This is a genomic window from Venatorbacter sp. C2-1 (genome assembly GCF_022832715.1).
In the GTDB taxonomy this organism is placed as follows: domain Bacteria; phylum Pseudomonadota; class Gammaproteobacteria; order Pseudomonadales; family Oceanobacteraceae; genus Venatoribacter; species Venatoribacter alkanivorans.
Genome location: NZ_CP094879.1, coordinates 1,760,358 through 1,777,188 on the forward strand (window position 1 = coordinate 1,760,358; position 16,831 = coordinate 1,777,188).

Annotated in this window: 16 protein-coding genes; 12 read left to right on the forward strand and 4 right to left on the reverse strand. The window is 49.2% G+C overall.

All coding sequences use genetic code 11. From position 1 onward, the window contains the following. Positions 1-42: 42 nt before the first annotated feature. The 4 genes from MT343_RS07825 to MT343_RS07840 all read left to right on the forward strand — a co-directional run bounded on the left by MT343_RS07825 (position 43) and on the right by MT343_RS07840 (position 3,692). Complete coding sequence (locus MT343_RS07825) at positions 43-966, forward strand: D-2-hydroxyacid dehydrogenase (RefSeq protein WP_243989482.1); 924 nt, start codon at positions 43-45, stop codon at positions 964-966. A 218-nt stretch (positions 967-1,184) separates the two neighbouring features. Next, positions 1,185-2,321, forward strand: coding sequence for an SMP-30/gluconolactonase/LRE family protein (locus MT343_RS07830; RefSeq protein WP_145471008.1), 1,137 nt, complete (start codon positions 1,185-1,187; stop codon positions 2,319-2,321). An 84-nt stretch (positions 2,322-2,405) separates the two neighbouring features. After that, on the forward strand, positions 2,406-3,068 hold the full coding sequence (locus MT343_RS07835) for an LON peptidase substrate-binding domain-containing protein (protein ID WP_145471009.1): 663 nt from the start codon (positions 2,406-2,408) through the stop codon (positions 3,066-3,068). A gap of 66 nt (positions 3,069-3,134) precedes the next feature. Then, a complete protein-coding gene (locus MT343_RS07840) occupies positions 3,135-3,692 on the forward strand; it encodes a rod shape-determining protein (RefSeq protein WP_145471010.1) in 558 nt (185 codons plus the stop codon). Positions 3,693-3,803: 111 nt separating this feature from the next. On the opposite strand, the gene MT343_RS07845 is transcribed toward MT343_RS07840, so the two are convergent. Together MT343_RS07845 and MT343_RS07850 are read right to left on the reverse strand one after the other, a co-directional pair. Further along, complete coding sequence (locus MT343_RS07845; protein ID WP_186436045.1) at positions 3,804-4,022, reverse strand: hypothetical protein; 219 nt, start codon at positions 4,020-4,022, stop codon at positions 3,804-3,806. A 443-nt stretch (positions 4,023-4,465) separates the two neighbouring features. Then, entirely contained in the window at positions 4,466-5,434 is a 969-nt protein-coding gene (locus MT343_RS07850; RefSeq protein WP_145471012.1) for an integron integrase, read from the reverse strand. A gap of 334 nt (positions 5,435-5,768) precedes the next feature. On the opposite strand from MT343_RS07850, the gene MT343_RS07855 reads away from it, so the two are divergent. From MT343_RS07855 to MT343_RS07890, 8 genes are all read left to right on the forward strand, one after another. Further along, positions 5,769-6,089: an SMI1/KNR4 family protein gene (locus tag MT343_RS07855; RefSeq protein ID WP_145471127.1), complete on the forward strand. Its 321-nt coding sequence runs from the start codon at positions 5,769-5,771 to the stop codon at positions 6,087-6,089. Between the two features lie 111 nt (positions 6,090-6,200). Beyond that, complete coding sequence (locus MT343_RS07860) at positions 6,201-7,376, forward strand: Swt1 family HEPN domain-containing protein (RefSeq protein ID WP_145469044.1); 1,176 nt, start codon at positions 6,201-6,203, stop codon at positions 7,374-7,376. 459 nt (positions 7,377-7,835) lie between these two features. Further along, positions 7,836-8,414 (forward strand): hypothetical protein, encoded by a 579-nt coding sequence (locus MT343_RS07865; protein ID WP_222428553.1) that lies wholly within the window; start codon positions 7,836-7,838, stop codon positions 8,412-8,414. A 520-nt stretch (positions 8,415-8,934) separates the two neighbouring features. Further along, complete coding sequence (locus MT343_RS07870; protein WP_222428552.1) at positions 8,935-9,975, forward strand: phosphoribosyltransferase-like protein; 1,041 nt, start codon at positions 8,935-8,937, stop codon at positions 9,973-9,975. Beyond that, complete coding sequence (locus MT343_RS07875) at positions 9,959-10,612, forward strand: NADAR family protein (RefSeq protein ID WP_145469042.1); 654 nt, start codon at positions 9,959-9,961, stop codon at positions 10,610-10,612. Before MT343_RS07870 ends, MT343_RS07875 begins: the two co-directional genes overlap by 17 nt. A gap of 101 nt (positions 10,613-10,713) precedes the next feature. Then, positions 10,714-11,037, forward strand: a complete 324-nt coding sequence (locus MT343_RS07880; protein ID WP_145469041.1) for a hypothetical protein — start codon at positions 10,714-10,716, stop codon at positions 11,035-11,037. Further along, positions 11,018-11,557 carry a hypothetical protein gene (locus tag MT343_RS07885; protein ID WP_222428551.1) on the forward strand — a complete coding sequence of 180 codons (540 nt, stop codon included), beginning with the start codon at positions 11,018-11,020 and terminating at the stop codon, positions 11,555-11,557. The genes MT343_RS07880 and MT343_RS07885 overlap by 20 nt, the downstream gene beginning before the upstream one ends. Before the next feature lie 675 nt (positions 11,558-12,232). Continuing rightward, positions 12,233-13,129 carry an alpha/beta fold hydrolase gene (locus MT343_RS07890; RefSeq protein ID WP_222428550.1) on the forward strand — a complete coding sequence of 299 codons (897 nt, stop codon included), beginning with the start codon at positions 12,233-12,235 and terminating at the stop codon, positions 13,127-13,129. A 184-nt stretch (positions 13,130-13,313) separates the two neighbouring features. Here MT343_RS07890 and MT343_RS07895 read toward each other — a convergent pair whose 3' ends face one another. Beyond that, the gene (locus MT343_RS07895) at positions 13,314-13,658 is read right to left on the reverse strand and encodes a hypothetical protein (protein ID WP_145469040.1); all 345 of its coding nucleotides are present in this window, start codon (positions 13,656-13,658) and stop codon (positions 13,314-13,316) included. A gap of 138 nt (positions 13,659-13,796) precedes the next feature. After that, a complete protein-coding gene (locus tag MT343_RS07900; RefSeq protein ID WP_145469039.1) occupies positions 13,797-16,739 on the reverse strand; it encodes a valine--tRNA ligase in 2,943 nt (980 codons plus the stop codon). Positions 16,740-16,831 lie beyond the last annotated feature (92 nt).

Genomic DNA, 16,831 nt, shown 5'->3' on the forward strand with positions numbered 1-16,831 from the left:
TCAGCAGGCCTGATCCACACATCCTGAACTGGGACACCGAACATGATGAAAGCCGTATTACTGGATGCCGACACGCTCGGCTCTGGCGTTGATTTAAGCCCGATCCGGGCGCTGGTGAGCGAACTTCGGGTATTTACCCGTACCAGCCCGGAACAGTTGGAAGAGCATCTGGCTGATGCCGAACTGATTCTTACCAACAAGGTGCAGATACCTGGCTGGGCTATGCAGGGCCGTAAGGGCATTCTGGTGCTGGCCACCGGCACCAACAATATCGATATGGACGCTGCCCGGGCGCAGGGTGTACCGGTGTGCAACGTCAGTAATTACGGCACGCACTCGGTGGCACAGCACACCCTGATGCTGATTCTGGCACTGGCGGCGCGCTTGCCGCGTTATCAGCACGACATCCGTGGTGGTGCCTGGCAGCAGAGCCCGTTCTTCTGTTTGCTGAATCACAATACGACTGAGCTGGCGGGTAAAACCCTGGTGATTGTTGGTCAGGGCACGCTGGGCAGTGCCGTGGCTAAACTGGCTGAAGCCTTTGGCATGACGGTGATGTTTTGCGCTCGTCCGGGAGCAGAAGATGACAGCCGCCTACCTTTTGAGCAGGCGATTGAGCAGGCTGATGTGCTCAGTTTTCATTGTCCGCTGAATGAACACACCCGGCACCTGCTCAACCGCGACAATATCGACCGCCTGAAACGCGGCTGTCTGGTGGTGAACTGCGCACGCGGTGGCATCATCGATGAAATGGCCGCACTCTGGGCGTTACAGTCTGGGCATCTGGGTGGGCTGGCTGTGGATGTATTACCGGTAGAACCACCAGGCGAAGGACACCCGCTGCTGTCTGCGCTTAAGCAGGGCAATCTTAATCTGATTGTTACTCCGCATAACGCCTGGATCAGTCCGCAGGCACGGCAGAATATTATTAATCTGACTGCCGACAATATCCGTATGTTGGCGTAAATTTTCACGCTCTTTATTAATAAAAATAACAGTCTTCCCTGGCTGTTTTGCCTGATTTTTATTATCGCCAGAGTAACAGTGCCGGCGGTTGTTTTACGTTAAAGAAAAGCCCGGACAATCCGGGCCAGTTATTTGCACCTTTAACCATGCTGAACCAGTTTTGATAAGTCCGGTGAATTCCGGGCCTGGAATAATCAAAACAATAAAAAGGATTCTGCATGCGCAACGTTGCTCTTACCCGCACTCCGTTTGTTGTCGGACGCTATCTGCGTTCTTTCTTTGCAGTGAAACTGCTTTTTCCCGAACGGGCTTTACGCATAATCTGCGCATTGATAACCATTTTTGTACTTACCGGTTGTATCGAAAAAGAAACTCTGGTGCGAATACCAGATGCTGAAAATATTCTGTTTACCTCCACCGGAGATTTACTGGTCAGTGGTGGTAAAAATATTTATCAGATCCGGCGTTCAATGGATGCCCTTGGCAATACCAGCTACCAAAGGCGGGCACTGTATGAGGGAAGCGACTGTGCTTTTGCCGGTATTGCCGAGCATAACGGCTGGGTTTTTACGGTCTGTCAGGAAAACCGGCTGGAATGGCGCTGGTTCCGGCTGGTTCTGGTGCAGGATACACACCTGCTGGCAGCCAGCCTAAAGCAACGGCCTTTAATATTCCGCGCGCTGGATCGTAAAGGTACAACCGATCCTCTGGACAGTTTGTCCATTCCCAATGGTCTGGCATTTGCTCCGGATGGAAACTTAATAATTGCCGATACCAATTATTTTGGTCGTTCAGCACTGGGCCGCATCAGTCTGGATTATTCGGCATCACCGCCAGCGATTAAAAGCTTTGAAAAAAACTGGCTGGGAGATGCTTACGGCATACAATCGCCAAATGGTGTGCGGGTCAGCGGTAACACACTGTACGTATCGGATGGTAATAAAGTACGCCGCTTTATATTTAATGCGCAGGGAGAAATACCCTTAACCCTGACGGATTACGCCGGCAACAGCATCAGCAATGCTGCGGCCGACAACGTATTGTTCAGCGGTGCGACACTGATTGACGACATCATGCCGTACTGCGGTGGTATTGCCGTGGCGATGTACCTGCAGGGGCAGCTGGTGTATCAATCGGCGGCCGGGGACCGAATAGCAACAGCACCGCTGAGCTTTGAATCACCCAGCTCGCTGGCTATTGGTGCCGGAGAAGGCTTTAACGGTTACGATTTACTGGTAACAGAGAAGGGCCTTATTTTTGATCAGCTTTCTGCTCTGGGGAACCGTCTGAGCCGCGTGCCGCTGGCAATGGATCTGGCCAATGCGGAAACCTGTCGTGCTATAACAGCGCCTTAGATTTATCTTCAGCCATGCTCAGCAGCCTTCTGAAAATCGCGTTATAGTGGCAGTAAGCCTGACGTGCCGACGTGTGGAGGTTGTATGAGCAGATTGTGTATTTTCCCGATCCCGGGTTGCGTTACCTTTCCCGGTACAGTGTTCCCGCTGCACGTGTTTGAGCCGCGCTATCGCGCCATGATCCAGCATTGTCTCGACACCGGTATGCCGGTCGCTATCTGTCATACCGAAAAGATGATCAGCCCCGGCAAACCCACCGGGAATCTGAAAGAGGCGCTGAACAGCAATCAGGCAACCTACCGGCCATATCCGGTTGTCAGTGCCGGACGCTGCGAGCTGGTAGAAACCAGCGATGACGGCCGCATGTATCTGAATGTACATCTTGAACAGCGTTATCGTCTGGGAGACGCGGTGCAGTTATTGCCCTATCAGATATACGAATGTGAGCCCTTTCCCGACCGCGAATTACCCGCGCCAGAAGCGGAGCTGGATGACGCTGATAATGCCCTGTTAAAAGATAAAATCCTGCATCGCCTTTACGCGCTAGGGCAGGGTGATGATGATGTAAAACGCAGTATCGAATATTTAATGGAGTCGGAAGAATGGCAGACAAAAAGTGCGCAGGCATTCAGTTTTGAATTGTTTGGTATGATCGCTTTCGATGCCGATATTCTGCAGGAGATACTGGAAATGGATTCGGCCAACGAGCGTCTGAACTACACATTAGCGCTGTTAAATGATGTATAACACTCACCTGACATTCTTTAGCCACAAACCGCCCGGGAAGGCTGTTACCAACTAAATGGAGTAAACATGCTGTCTGCTTTTATCCGCTCACTGCCATCGGGAACCTGCTATGCGCAATTGTGGAGCGACCGTATCCGTATAAGCTGCACGCAATCAACGAGGGTTTTTGACGACCAACCGTTATTGGCGATACGTACCGAAAACGGTAAAAGAATTGTGATGGCTGTCGGACGTAAAGCCGCACAGTTGTATCAGCAGGAGCAATTAAAAGAACAGCGCAACGAACAACAAAATGGAAAGCAAACGCAGGATATAACACTGGTTAATCCTCTGGATCATCCACGGTTGTTAATTGCCGATTTTGCTTATGCAGAACGGTTGCTGCGTTACGGAATTGCCAGTGTGTATGAAAAAATTGTTCTGCCGCGCTCGCCTGTGCTGATTATTCAGCCGATGGAAAAAACAGAAGGCGGTATCAGTGATATTGAGCGGCGCATGTACACCGAGCTTGGATTAAGTGCCGGAGCACGCAAAGTGTATGTGCATGATGGAGCCCCTTTGGCTCATCCGGTGAGGGCTGAAGATGCCGACCTGAAACGGATCATGGCGGCTAATAAACCATAAGCCCGAACCCTCTGTAGTCGGAGCTCAGACCTGGTCAGACAGATGACCGGCGTTGAGCCGGCTCAGGGCTGGCAGAAAGCCCGCGAAAAGAGAGTGCAGAACGATCATTGGTCAGCTGCCCATAGCCGCAATTTTTTCCTTCAGTTTTGCCTGATCACGCTCAAAGCTGGCCTTCTTCTTTTGCTCTTTTTCAATCATCGCCGCAGGAACCCGGGATATAAAGCCATCGTTGTTCAGCTTATTGGCGATGCGGTGAATTTCGTCTTCCAAGCGCTCAACCTCGGCGGTCAGGCGGGTGAGTTCTTCGGTGCTTTCCATCAGATCGGTCATGGTGATATTACCTCCTTGTGCGTGCTGCGAGGGATGGCTGGCAGTCACGGTCTGCCTGCTTCTGCCGCTGTCTGGCGAGCAGGCTTTAAAATTGAAACTCTGCATTCAAGTGTAGCCGGTTTTGCGGGGTTTGCCGGATATTTGCCAGGACGCGACAAATACAGGTATCCAGCCGGGCCGGGTTGAGAAGGCACAAATCGGGGTTAACGCGCTGATAAATCAGAGCGGTTGTTTACAATATACCCATGTATATGATCAGTGATTTATCAGTTGAGGGCGGTAATAAAGTCCGATAGTCTAATGAAAAAGCAGGGATTGCTGAACCTACCCGCTCGTCTGAGCAGCGGAACGGATGCTGATACTCCCTGAGAACGATATGCGTAAATCAAATATTGCCGGTCCTGTTGTGGCGTGAACAAGGAAGGGCGGCAGCGTGCCTGAATTCAGAACGATGCAATGGCATCCAGAGGGCTTGCAGTGCCAGCAAAATGTTGACCAATAACATGGGTATAAATCTGGGTTGTTTTTACATCAAAATGCCCCAGTAACTCCCGCACGGTGCGAATATCACGACCAGTACGAAGCAGTTCGGTAGCGAAACTGTGCCGGAAGGTATGACAGGTAATGCGCTTATTGGTAAGTCCGGATTTTATCACCGCTTGGCGAAGTGCTTTCCGAGGAACAGAGTCATGCAAATGGTGCCGGCAAAGAGTGCCAGTGATCGGGTGATTACATAAACCGGGTGATGGAAACAAAAACATCCAGGCAGCTTGCCGATAAGCAGAAGGATACTTTTTGGCGAGTACACCCGGAATTGAAGGGCCTATACCCTGCAGGTTGTCGGACTCCTGCAACCGAAGTGCGTTATAAATCTCTGCTTCAATGGCAGGGCGTAATAAGGGACTTAAAATGGTTACACGGTCTTTAGCGCCTTCACCATCATGAACCGTTAATGTTCCATGGGAAAAATTAAAGTCTTTCACGCGTAAGCGCAGGCATTCAGTAATACGAAGACCAGAACCAAACAAAAGGGAAAAAATCAGCTTATCGCGCCCTGAAAGCTCGCGCAGAATAGCGTCAACCTCTGACGTGCTGAGCACTTCGGGTAAGCGTCTCGGCTTGGTTGCAAAGGTGAAATCCAGGTCTCCTAATGGCTGTTGCAAAAATTGGTTGTATAAAAATGCCAGTGCGTTGAGTGCGATTTTTTGCGTATTAATCGCGACGCTACGCTTTGCAGCAAGATAACTCAGGTAGGCCATGACATCATCGCCGCCCAGCGTCGCCGGATGTTTGAGACGATGAAAACGGATGAAGTCCTTGATCCAGTAAATGTAGGTATGCTCGGTACGGAGACTCATTCCGCGCAGGCGCATAAACGTACGAATATCATTCAGGAAGGGGCTTTTACCCATATTAATACCCCAATTGAAATGCTGTATATAAAAACAGTATATTTGAGTTTTTTGTGAAATCAATGCGCGTTTAGGCGCGAGTGTAAAGATGTATATGCTCGAATTGACACCAAAGCCAAAAATAAGGGTTATATAATCAATGAGTTACGAGATTGTCGGAAGTGATCGTGCGCAAAGTGTAAAGATGATCGTGGTGCGAAAGCGTGCTTGCGTGTTTTTATCCTGGTAAGAGTCTTATTATCGGCGCTTTTCGTAACAGTGACAGTCGGTTAGGCTCGGAACTTAAAATCAAATGAAGGTGTGTAAATGAGCACGCCTACGAATAAACTGTTAAATGGCAAATATGAATATCGACTCTATTAAACAAGTTCTGAAGTCTTGGATAAGTGAGGGTTTCCTCGAAGGTGAGCTCTCAGTAGAGCCAGAGTGGTATGTCTTGTGGCGTCCGGAAGAACTGGAAGAGTTCAATCGTGATTATCAACTCGCTGAGTATGCTCCTGGTTTCCTAACCTTCGGTGGCAATGGTGGCGGTGAGCTTCTGGTTGTAAATGAATTAGGCGAGGTGTTCTACATGCCATGTATAGGCATGGCGCCAGATACAGCAATTAAAATTGCAAACAGCCTTCAAGAATTCAAAGGCTATATGCAGCAATGAGCAAGCCATTTAACAAGGCCAAGCAGCATCGCGCACTACGTGCGCTGGACCTCGCTACGCTCGGCCGCTGTTGGCGGCGTTAGAATTTCTTCGTGATTAAGGTGTAATCTTATGGAATGGAAAAAGGCACAAGTCAAAGATAATAATTTAGTTGAGATACCTGAGCGTTGGTTACACCTATATTATTATGAAGCTCTAAATGTTCTTTTTCGGTTCGAGAACTCACTAAGAGTATTTGTATACACCGTGTTGAAAGAAGAACTGAAGGAAAAATGGCAAGAAACCGCAGTTTCAGGTGGTTGCATAAAAAGCGAAACCAAAAAACGAATGAGGCAAAGTGATGACTATGGGTATTTAGGGCATGAGATTACATCGCCAATGCTATTTTTAAATAGTGGAGAACTTATTGATATTATCGTATCTGATGCCTATTGGAAATATTTTGCTAAGTACTTTAAGGCTAGTAAATCTATTGTCATCACAAAGCTTCAGGAAATTGGAACCGTTAGAAATTCGTTAGCTCATTTTAGACCAATCAAAGAAGATGATATCGACCTTATTAAGCAAAATACTAAACATGTGCTTCTTGAGGTTGAAAAGGCATTGGTAAAAATTACCTCTATTAGCGCCTTAGTACCCACAAATAGTGATGAACCTTGGTACTTAAAACTAAAAGCTTTAGGAAGTGAAAATATAAATTTATCTTTGTTCTATTGTGAAGATGAAAATTGGGTTCGATTATCGTTTTTGTATAAAATTCCGACTTTGCTAAAAAGTAAAATAACTGAAGAATTTTATACATATAAAGTGGGGGATTTAAGAACAGTTGAGGTTTTACGTAACTTTCAGGTAATAAAAGATAATTGTATATATGTAGCTGACTCATATGTTTTAGGTCGATTAAATGCTGATTTTGATGTCGTATCAAACAAAGAGTTTAGTGTGGTTCTATCAAAGCGTACTTTAACTGATAATATTGACTCTCTTGAAAGTGCGATCCGCGATATAATTACTAAAGTTGATGAAGAAACAGAGCTGTTAAAATCGGATGATTTAGCACGAGGTGTTTTAGTGGAGCCTAAGCATGCAAATGCATCGGTCAAAACTGGGCATAATAATAATCGTTACTGGCAAGTAGCATTAGATGCTTTGAAGCCTGATTCATCAAAAGCATCGGAAGTTGAATATTGGGGTACTAGGGGGCACTATGTGACCGATTTTGTTTCCGCAACTCAGCAGTACCCGTGGATGCCGTCTAGCATTTCAGATCTCGAGTTACCATTTTAAAATTCTAACAAACAAAGGCAGCGGATAAACCGCTGCTTTGAGCGTTAAGTGTCTATGAGAACAGAGCACGAAATTAAGTTAATGCTACATGCCCAAAGTGCGTTACTTGGTGAGGTTGCACCATCATTCAGGGCAGTATCATTCGAACTATCTCCCGATGGGGAAGACTTAGTTGCACGCTTTATTTTCGATGGAGAGCCAAGCGACGATGCTAGAGAAGTCGCGAGTGTTGTACTTACCAATCTGCTCTCAAATTACTCCAAGAATCATCGGAGTTATAACGAAGAAATGCTAGCCGTTCCATATCCCGAAGAAATGGAACATCTATCTTTGTTAGTGTATTTACGGAACGAGGACGACTGGAACTCATGGTCAAAGTTATACAAAAACACTTAACAAGCAAAGGCAAAGCGACGCGTACCGCGCGCTTGCTTTGAGCGTTAAGTGTATGGAGTGAATATGACACAGCAATATACAAAGCCAACATATTTGGAAGTGTCTAGTCATTTTCTACATGATGCTATTGATTTTAAAATTAGGTATCGCTATTGCATTGATAGTGACGGGCCATTATTTTTTGAACCAAAATCAAGAAGAACAAAATGTTTTGTAGATTTACGAATGGGGGTTGAGTCTGTCTTAAAGTCCCTAATTTGTTACTACACATATAATGATCGTAAAGGCAAAACACTTGTTAACTGGATTGAGAAATTTGGCCATAATCTGGCGAAAATGGTAAGAAAGCTAGAGGGTGAACTTCCAGAAGAACTATTTGACAAATTCAAAGAAGATATTCTCAAAATGGATGAGCTACCAGTTGGTTTAAGGTATCGCTTTGATACATGGAATTTTGAAGATAACAAAGAAGCTTTATATCTTGACACGATAGGGTGTGATCGTTGGCTAGAAAGCCTTTACTCTGCTTTAGAGCAACTTATTGAACATTCTAATGAACAACTGAAACCCCATAGTCGAATTGTTTCTGCTGCTGAAGTGATTGAAGAAATGGGCGAGGCACGATTTGAAAAATACACTTAACAAGCGCATGTTGCATCAGCCACTGTGTGGCTTGGACGGTTTTTCCGCTCGTGCCTCGCTACAAAACCGCCGCAAATGCGGGCGTTATGCGCTAAAACCCTAAATCCTCGTATCTTTCAAACCAATAGTTTTGCGCGCTTGAGGCGTGGATTGGCTCGTTCATGATCCCTTTCGTAACTAAACTCGGCGCCAGATTTCTAGTGCATTTTCGGGGTTCCTTTTGGCATGGCTAACATCTAAACTATTGGCTTATTAATAAATCGGCTAGCGTGTTTCATTCGTGGTTTTTGACGTCACATCAGTCATTGCGTTGGGCTCGCATAACAAGGCCCAGCACCGACTCCGTAAAAGCGTCACTTTTTGTGCAAAGAGCCGCACAAAAACCGCCGATTTTACTCCGCTGTGTGGGCGGCGTTAGGGCTCAGCCTACTAAACCCATACATGGCGCCTATTATCGTGCCGATCATGGGTATAAATGCAAAGGCGATTTAAGATTCGACAATTGGCAGGAGAATATTAGATGAGTGAACGTGATGACTTGCTCGCTTCAGTCGCGAACGAGATCAGGACCTATCGAGAAGGGGACCTCCCCGAACCGACGCCAGAGCACGTCGATCGTTGGCTTCATCAGTTCACGCCCGCTCAGCAGCTGCCGTTTCTGCGCGAGTTTGACCACGTAATCAAGCAGACCTTCTTCACGCGAAAGAACGTTAAGGACTTCCTCCGCGCTCTTGTGAGCAACGCGAAGCTGGCCGGTACTGATCCCGCTGCGTACTGGGCGTCCGCGAACTTCCTGAACATCCAGCAAAACGGGCAGAGCCAGAAGGAAATGCTGAAGCTCTTCTCAAAGTGCCTTGAAGATGAATGCGGCCTCGACTTGGATGACTGCGGAGAGGCTGGCGGCGACTTCATCTACCTTGATGACGTGATGTTCAGCGGCAACCGCGTGGGCAATGACCTTGAGCCGTGGATCGTCAATGACGCGCCTCAATCGGCCACGATCCATGTCATTGTTGCGGCCCTTCACTCGGGAGGCTCGTACCTTGTCGATAAGAGGATCAAAAACGTGATAGCACAGTCGGGGAAGAAGATCGCCGTCAAGTATTGGCGTGCCCTCGAGATTGAGAATCGCAAGTGGTACAAGAATAGTTCGGGAGTGCTTTGGCCTACGGCGGTTCCGAGCGTGGCCGAGGTTCAGGCGTACATGGCTCTGCCGGCGAAGTTCCCCTTCGAGCCTCGGCAGCCAAGCACAGTGGCAATCGAACCATTTTCCTCAGAAGCGGGTCGCCAGGTCCTGGAGAGCGAATTCCTTATCGCGGGCGCCAAGATTAGGGCTATGAGCGAGAATCCTAAACAGTCCATGCGTCCGCTCGGTTTCAGCCCGTTCGGCGTAGGCTTCGGCTCGATGATCGTCACCTACCGGAACTGCCCGAACAACTGTCCGCTTGCAATGTGGTGGGGAGACCCGGAGGCTAACTCGGGCGCCCTGCACTGGTATCCGCTGCTGCAGCGTGAGGGCTATTCCTCCGCGAGGAACATCTTCGATGACCTCACGCTCTAGCATCGATCGGCCCGAGAATAGCCTCCTGCGTACTTACGTCCGCAGCGAGGCTGTCGTCGTCTACAAAACGAAGGAGGACTTCGGTGGCCTGTCGAATATGGCCTCAGGCTTTCCTTTGCATATCAACGGCGTCCGAATCCTAACGACGGAGGCCCTATATCAGGCCTGCCGTTTTCCTCACATGCCGGAAGTCCAGCGGGAAATCATCGGGCAGCACAGCCCAATGACCGCCAAAATGAAGAGCAAGCCGCACCGTAAAGACTCAAGGCCAGACTGGGACGATGTTCGGCACAAGGTCATGCGCTGGTGCCTCCGAGTGAAGCTCGCGCAGAACTACGAGGAGTTCGGTCGGCTCCTGCTCGCCACACGCGATCGGCCGATCGTCGAGCAGTCGCGCAAGGACGACTATTGGGGTGCCAAATTGGCGGATGAGGCTGGCGACACACTGATCGGGCAGAACGTTCTAGGCAGGCTCCTGATGGAGTTGCGGGAGAAACTCAAAGACGGCGCGGATGGCATGCTGAAGACAGTGCCTCCGCTTGGCATTCCCGACTTCCTGCTGCTGGGTAAACCAATCGAGACGGTCACAGCCAGGAGGGCAGGCAACGGTGAAAAACCACAGCCGGAATTGTTTTAATTGCTTCGTTTAATCCGCTTCTGCGCCCTAACAATCGGCTGCACGGCGACCGATTTTTCGCCGCTTCGCGGCTCCAAACCGTCGCGTGAGCCGGGCGTTAAATGCCACAAGGAATCAGAGTATTTGCCAAGGAATTCCTAGTCGAAAACTATGATTGCTCTGAATACTTATCAAAGTACGAAGGTGGATACTACGATAACGAGGCTTGCCTGCAGCTGTTGCTTCCTATATCCGAAGTAGCAATAGATACAAAGCATCAACATTTGGTTATAGGCCATGCTGGATCTGATGGTATCGAATTTTGTTATCGCATCCACAAGCCTGGAGTTTGGGTCTTTTATCCAATTGAATTCGAATTTCAAATGGTGGCGGCCAATATCGGCCAACTAATAGAAGGGTGGTGCAATGGCACCATCAAAGTATAAGCATTTAACAAGAAAAGGCAGCATCGCCCCTGCGGGGCTGGACCTCGCTACGCTCGGCCGCTGCTTTTGGTGTTATGTAATTGAGACATCACTTATGAAGAAAATAATTTTAACTATGAGCCTACTTTCTATGTTTGGTTTTGCTAATGCAGTGGAATATTTTGAAAGTCAAGTCTGGTCTTATAAAACAAGAGCTGGAGAAGAGAAGTCTACGGTATTAATTAACAAGGTAGAAACTGATGAAAAATTAGGAATTATTTATCATATTAGTGTCAGTGACGTAAAAGTAAAAAATCCACATATAGACGGTGGTATCTCAAATGAGTTGCCTCACTTTCCAGTCTCTGAGGAAACACTGAAAAAGAGTCTTGTGAAGTTAATTGGTAAAAGCTCGCCCAATCCCGACTATGTTGAAGGCTACAATACATGGAAAGAAGCATTTGATGCAGGAAAAGCGGGCATATTTACTGTGCCTATATCTGAAATAATTGGTTTTGTTGAAGATACTATTGGTAAGTAGTTAAAAACGCATAACAAATTACTCCTTCTGACGTTTTGGTCTACGCTCCGTTTTGGGGTGGCTACGCCACTTTACCTCAAAAACTCCACTTCAACCAAAACGCAGCAGAGCGCGGCGTTAGGGCTCTTGAAATGAATCGCGCATTTCCAGGGTATTCATTAGTGAAGAGGGTGTTGAGTTCGGAATAATCCGCAAAGCCTCACTACCTTTTCAAGTAAGCTTGAAGGGGCAAAGGTATTGGCAGAGGATGAATCAGGAAACTTTTTCATTGAAGTTAATGAGGCTGTCTACTTCTGGGATCACGAAACCTCTGAGACGGAGTTTCTTGCTAGTTCATTGAATAATTTTATTTCTAGTGTGCAGAACCTGAAACAGTTGAGCTGAAGCCAGATCAAGTTGAATCGATTTGGGTTGATCCTGAGTTTGCGAAGAAATTTGGCATCAAATCCAGGCCCTAACAAGGCGTTCAAGCAAGGACGCGCTAACGCGCTTAGCTTAGCGTTGATATGATTCCCTTTGTTAAACAGGCAAATGGCGTACTCACCGGAAACCCAAAAAATTTACAACTGATGTCGATTTCGAAACTTCTCGTACGACTATATAGAGGGCTAAGGACTGGTCGATCAATATCGGCCGCCTTGTCATCCCTGTATATTCTTTCGAGAGGATTTCACAATGAATAAAAGAATCGTCATGCAGCTTCTGCATTTAACCACAACAGTAGCAATATTCACTTTCGGGGGCGCTGCGCCAACAGCAGCACAGAATGCGGAGCAATTAGCAATGAATCAGAACCCACAAGCAGTTCAGACAGGCTACGCTCCTGTCAACGGTCTGCGCATTTACTTCGAGATCCATGGCATCAAGAACCCAGCGCAGCCGCCTTTGGTGCTGCTACACGGTGGTGGCGATACAATCAATACGTCGTTTGGTCAAATCCTGCCAGAACTTTCCCGCACCCGGCAGATCATTGCATTCGAACAGCAGGGCTATGGACACACCGCAGACATCATCGAACGGCCATTCAGCTTCGAACAATCGGCCGACGACACTGCTGCACTGTTGGATTATCTGCATATTGAAAAAGCCGATCTTTTCGGTTTCAGCAACGGGGGCACTATCGCTTTGCAGGTGGCGATTAGGCATTCAAAGGTAGTGCGCAAGCTGGTATTGGCCTCGACTCTTCTCAAGCGTGATGGCGCGTATCCGTGGCTCTGGGACGCGATGGCTAATGCCAAGTTAGAAAACATGCCACAGGAACTGCAAGAAGAATATCTCAAGGTTGCGCCTCACCCAGAGAATCTACGGCTATTTCACGACAAGGCCGCGCGACGCGTGCTGGAATTCAAGGATATTCCAACTGATGCGCTCCGCAGCGTTTCCGCGCCGACGCTGATTGTTGTCGGCGACGCCGACGTCATTCGCCCGGAACATGCCGTAGAAACATTCCGGCTTTTCCAGCACGCTCAGCTCGCCGTGCTTCCCGATACAGATCACATGAAAGTGACGACGCGGGTCGATTGGTTGGTGCCTATGATCACAGATTTTCTGCAAGCACCGATGGCAAAGTAACGGAGGCCTTTCGGTTTTGCTTTACATCGGGCCAGAGGATGCCTGACAAAGTGCTGCTGTCGGACAGCTGATCCTGCCCCGTTTTAACGGACACCGAAGTCAAGCTGACGAGGTGTCCAATGCCAGAATATATTCAGCCAGAAAAGACCTGGCAGTTTTCAAACGAATTCAAAGTTAAAGCCGTTCAGTTGAGTGATCTTTGTCCGCCACTTTCCCTGATCTGCTTCTTACATGCCGCACACAGCGGCAGCGCTTCCGGCTTGCGGCGATAGTTTTTGGATGCCCAGTCGTTCCCCATTTTGCTGTAGTCAAATTTAAACGGCAGTTTACGTTCCGGGTTATTGAATGCGGGGGCGGATACACTGATACCACATTCTGAGCACTGGCTGGCGGATTGCGACAGTACTATCTGCAGCGGAATAAGCGGGATCAGCAGTAGCAGGGCAGCAAGAGGAATCTGAGGTGTTATCAGTACCCAGATAATCAGGCTGAGGGTGCCTGTTGCTGTCAGGAGACGGAAGGGTGTCATTATTCTATCCGGCGTGTGCTTAGATTATTCACTGGCTGACGACTGCGGATGTTACTGTATTTCTGGCCGACATAAATAAAAAAACCGCCGACTCTTATCAAGTGGGCGGTTTTTATTGCAGAGCCGGTAAGTCAGCGCTTACAGCGCCTTAATTTTCTCGATCTGCTCTTTGAGCTTAACAATGTCGCGCTCAAAGCCTGCGGCTTTTTCTTTCTCTTTTTCCAGAACCGCAGCCGGTGCTTTTTCGGTAAAGCCCGGGTTAGCGAGTTTGTTGGTTACGCGCTCCAGTTCTTTTTCCAGCTTTTCGATGGATTTGCCTAAGCGGGCTACTTCGGCGTCTTTATCGATAAAGCCGGCCATCGGAATCAGCACTTCCATATCGCCAACCAGCTGGGTGACCGACATTGGCTCTTCGTCGCCGTCGTTCAGCCAGGTGAGTTTTTCCAGCTTGGCCAGTTTCATCAGGAAGGTCTGGTTTTCTTCTGCGCGACGGAAGTCTTCGTCGTCGCCGTTTTTAAACAGCAGCTCCAGTTCTTTACCCGGTGCAATATTCATTTCTGCACGGATATTACGCACGGCGGTGATCACACCCTGCAGCCATTCGATATCGGCTTCGGCCTGGGCATCAATAAAGGCGTCCTGTGCCTGCGGATATTGCGCCAGCATGATGGTGTCACCGGTTTTGCCGGCCAGATCTTTTACCTGATGCCAGATCGATTCCGTAATAAACGGAATAATCGGGTGCGCCAGACGCAAGGTGGCTTCCAGTACGCGTACCAGAGTGCCACGGGTGCCGCGCTTGGCTTCTTCTGGCGCGTTGGCGTCCCACAGCACTGGTTTGGACAGTTCCAGATACCAGTCGCAGTATTCGTTCCAGATAAATTCGTACAGCGCTTGTGCGGCCATATCGAAACGATACTGGTCCATATGGCGGGTTACTTCTTTTTCGGCATTCTGCAGGCGCGAAATAATCCAGCGGTCGGCCAGTGACAATACGGCTGGTTCGCCATTGGCACCACAGGCAACTTTCATCTCGTCAGTAATGGCGATATTGGTGCCGGCTGCGGCAGCGTTTTCCACGGCTTCTTCACCAGCCACGCTGAGCATCACGTAGCGCGATGCGTTCCATAATTTATTACAGAAATTACGGTAACCTTCGAGGCGCTTCATATCCCAGTTAATATCACGGCCGGTTGAGGCCATGGCCGCGAGGGTAAAGCGCAAAGCATCGGTGCCGTGCGGGGCAATACCTTCCGGGAATTCTTTTTTGGTGCGCTTGCCGATTTTTTCCGCCAGCTGCGGCTGCATCATGTTGCCGGTGCGTTTTTCCAGCAGTTCATCCAGCGAAATACCGTCGATCATATCCAGCGGGTCGAGTACGTTGCCCTTGGATTTCGACATTTTCTGGCCGACTTCGTCACGGATTAAACCGGTAACGTACACGGTTTTAAACGGCACCTGCGGTTTGCCATCTTCGTCTTTGCAGAAGTGCATGGTCATCATGATCATGCGCGCTACCCAGAAGAAAATAATATCGAAACCGGTAACCAGTACGTCGGTCGGATGGAAATCGGCCATGCGCTTGGCCACTTCCGGGTCGTCCAGATTTGGCCAGCCCAGCGTACCGAAAGTCCACAGGGCAGAGGAGAACCAGGTGTCGAGTACGTCGTTGTCCTGACGCAGTTCGACGTCGTCGGCCAGATGATTCTGCGCGCGTACTTCGGCCTCGTCGTGGGCAACGTAGACGTTACCTTCTTCGTCGTACCAGGCCGGAATGCGGTGACCCCACCACAGCTGACGGGAAATACACCAGTCCTGAATATCGCGCATCCAGCTGAAGTACATATTTTCGTAAGACTTAGGCACAAACTGAATGTCGCCGTTTTCGACGGCTTCAATCGCCGGCTTGGCCAGGGTTTTGGCATCCACATACCACTGGTCGGTGAGCATTGGCTCAATCACCACGCCGCCACGGTCGCCGTAAGGTACGGTTAAATCGTGGTCTTTAATTTCCTGCAACAGGCCTGCGGCCTCAAAATCGGCAACAATGGCTTTACGCGCGGCAAAGCGCTCCATGCCACGGTATTTTTCCGGGATGCTGGCGTCGATGTCGTTATTCACGCTGCCGTCGGTATTAAATACCTGCGCGGTTTCGCGCACGTCGGCATTAAAGGTGAAAATATTAATCATCGGCAGGCCGCAGCGCTTGCCCACTTCGTAGTCGTTAAAATCGTGCGCGGGGGTTACTTTTACCGCGCCGGTGCCTTTTTCCATATCGGCGTGCTCGTCGCCCACGATCGGAATGCGGCGGCCCACTAATGGCAGAATAATGTCTTTGCCGATTAAATCTTTATAACGCGGATCTTCCGGGTTAACCGCCACACCGGTATCACCGAGCATGGTTTCCGGACGGGTGGTGGCAACTACGATGTAGTCGTTGCCTTCTGCGGTTTTCAGGCCATCCGCCAGCGGATAGCGCAGGTGCCACATAAAGCCTTTGGATTCTTTATTTTCCACTTCCAGGTCAGAAATGGCGGTGTGCAGTTTCGGGTCCCAGTTCACCAGGCGCTTGCCACGGTAAATCAGGCCGTCTTTGTGCAGGCGGATAAACACTTCCTGTACGGCTTTGTAGAAACCGTCATCCATGGTGAAGCGTTCGGTGTCCCAGTCGACCGAGTTACCCAGACGACGCATTTGGCCGGTAATGGTACCGCCGGATTGTTCTTTCCATTCCCAGACTTTTTCGAGGAATTTTTCGCGGCCTAATTCGTGACGGTCAGGCTGGCCTTCGGCCGCCAGTTTGCGCTCAACCACCATCTGCGTGGCGATACCGGCGTGGTCGGTACCTACCTGCCACAGGGCTTTTTTACCCTGCATGCGCTTGTAGCGGGTGAGGGCATCCTGAATGGTGTGCTGGAAGGCGTGACCCATGTGCAGCGAGCCGGTGACGTTCGGCGGCGGGATCATGATGGAGTAACCTTCGCCGGTCAGTCCGTCCTGATAAGGCTTGAAGTAGCCTTTTTCTTCCCACTCTTTGTACCAGGTTTGTTCAAGGGCGCTGGGCTTGTACGTTTTATCCATGGTTCGCTGCTGCTCGTCTCGTCGTTATCGCAGCCAGTCCCGGCGGGGCAGAGGCTGGCTGGTTTCGGGTTCAAAAAAATGGCGCCGATTAT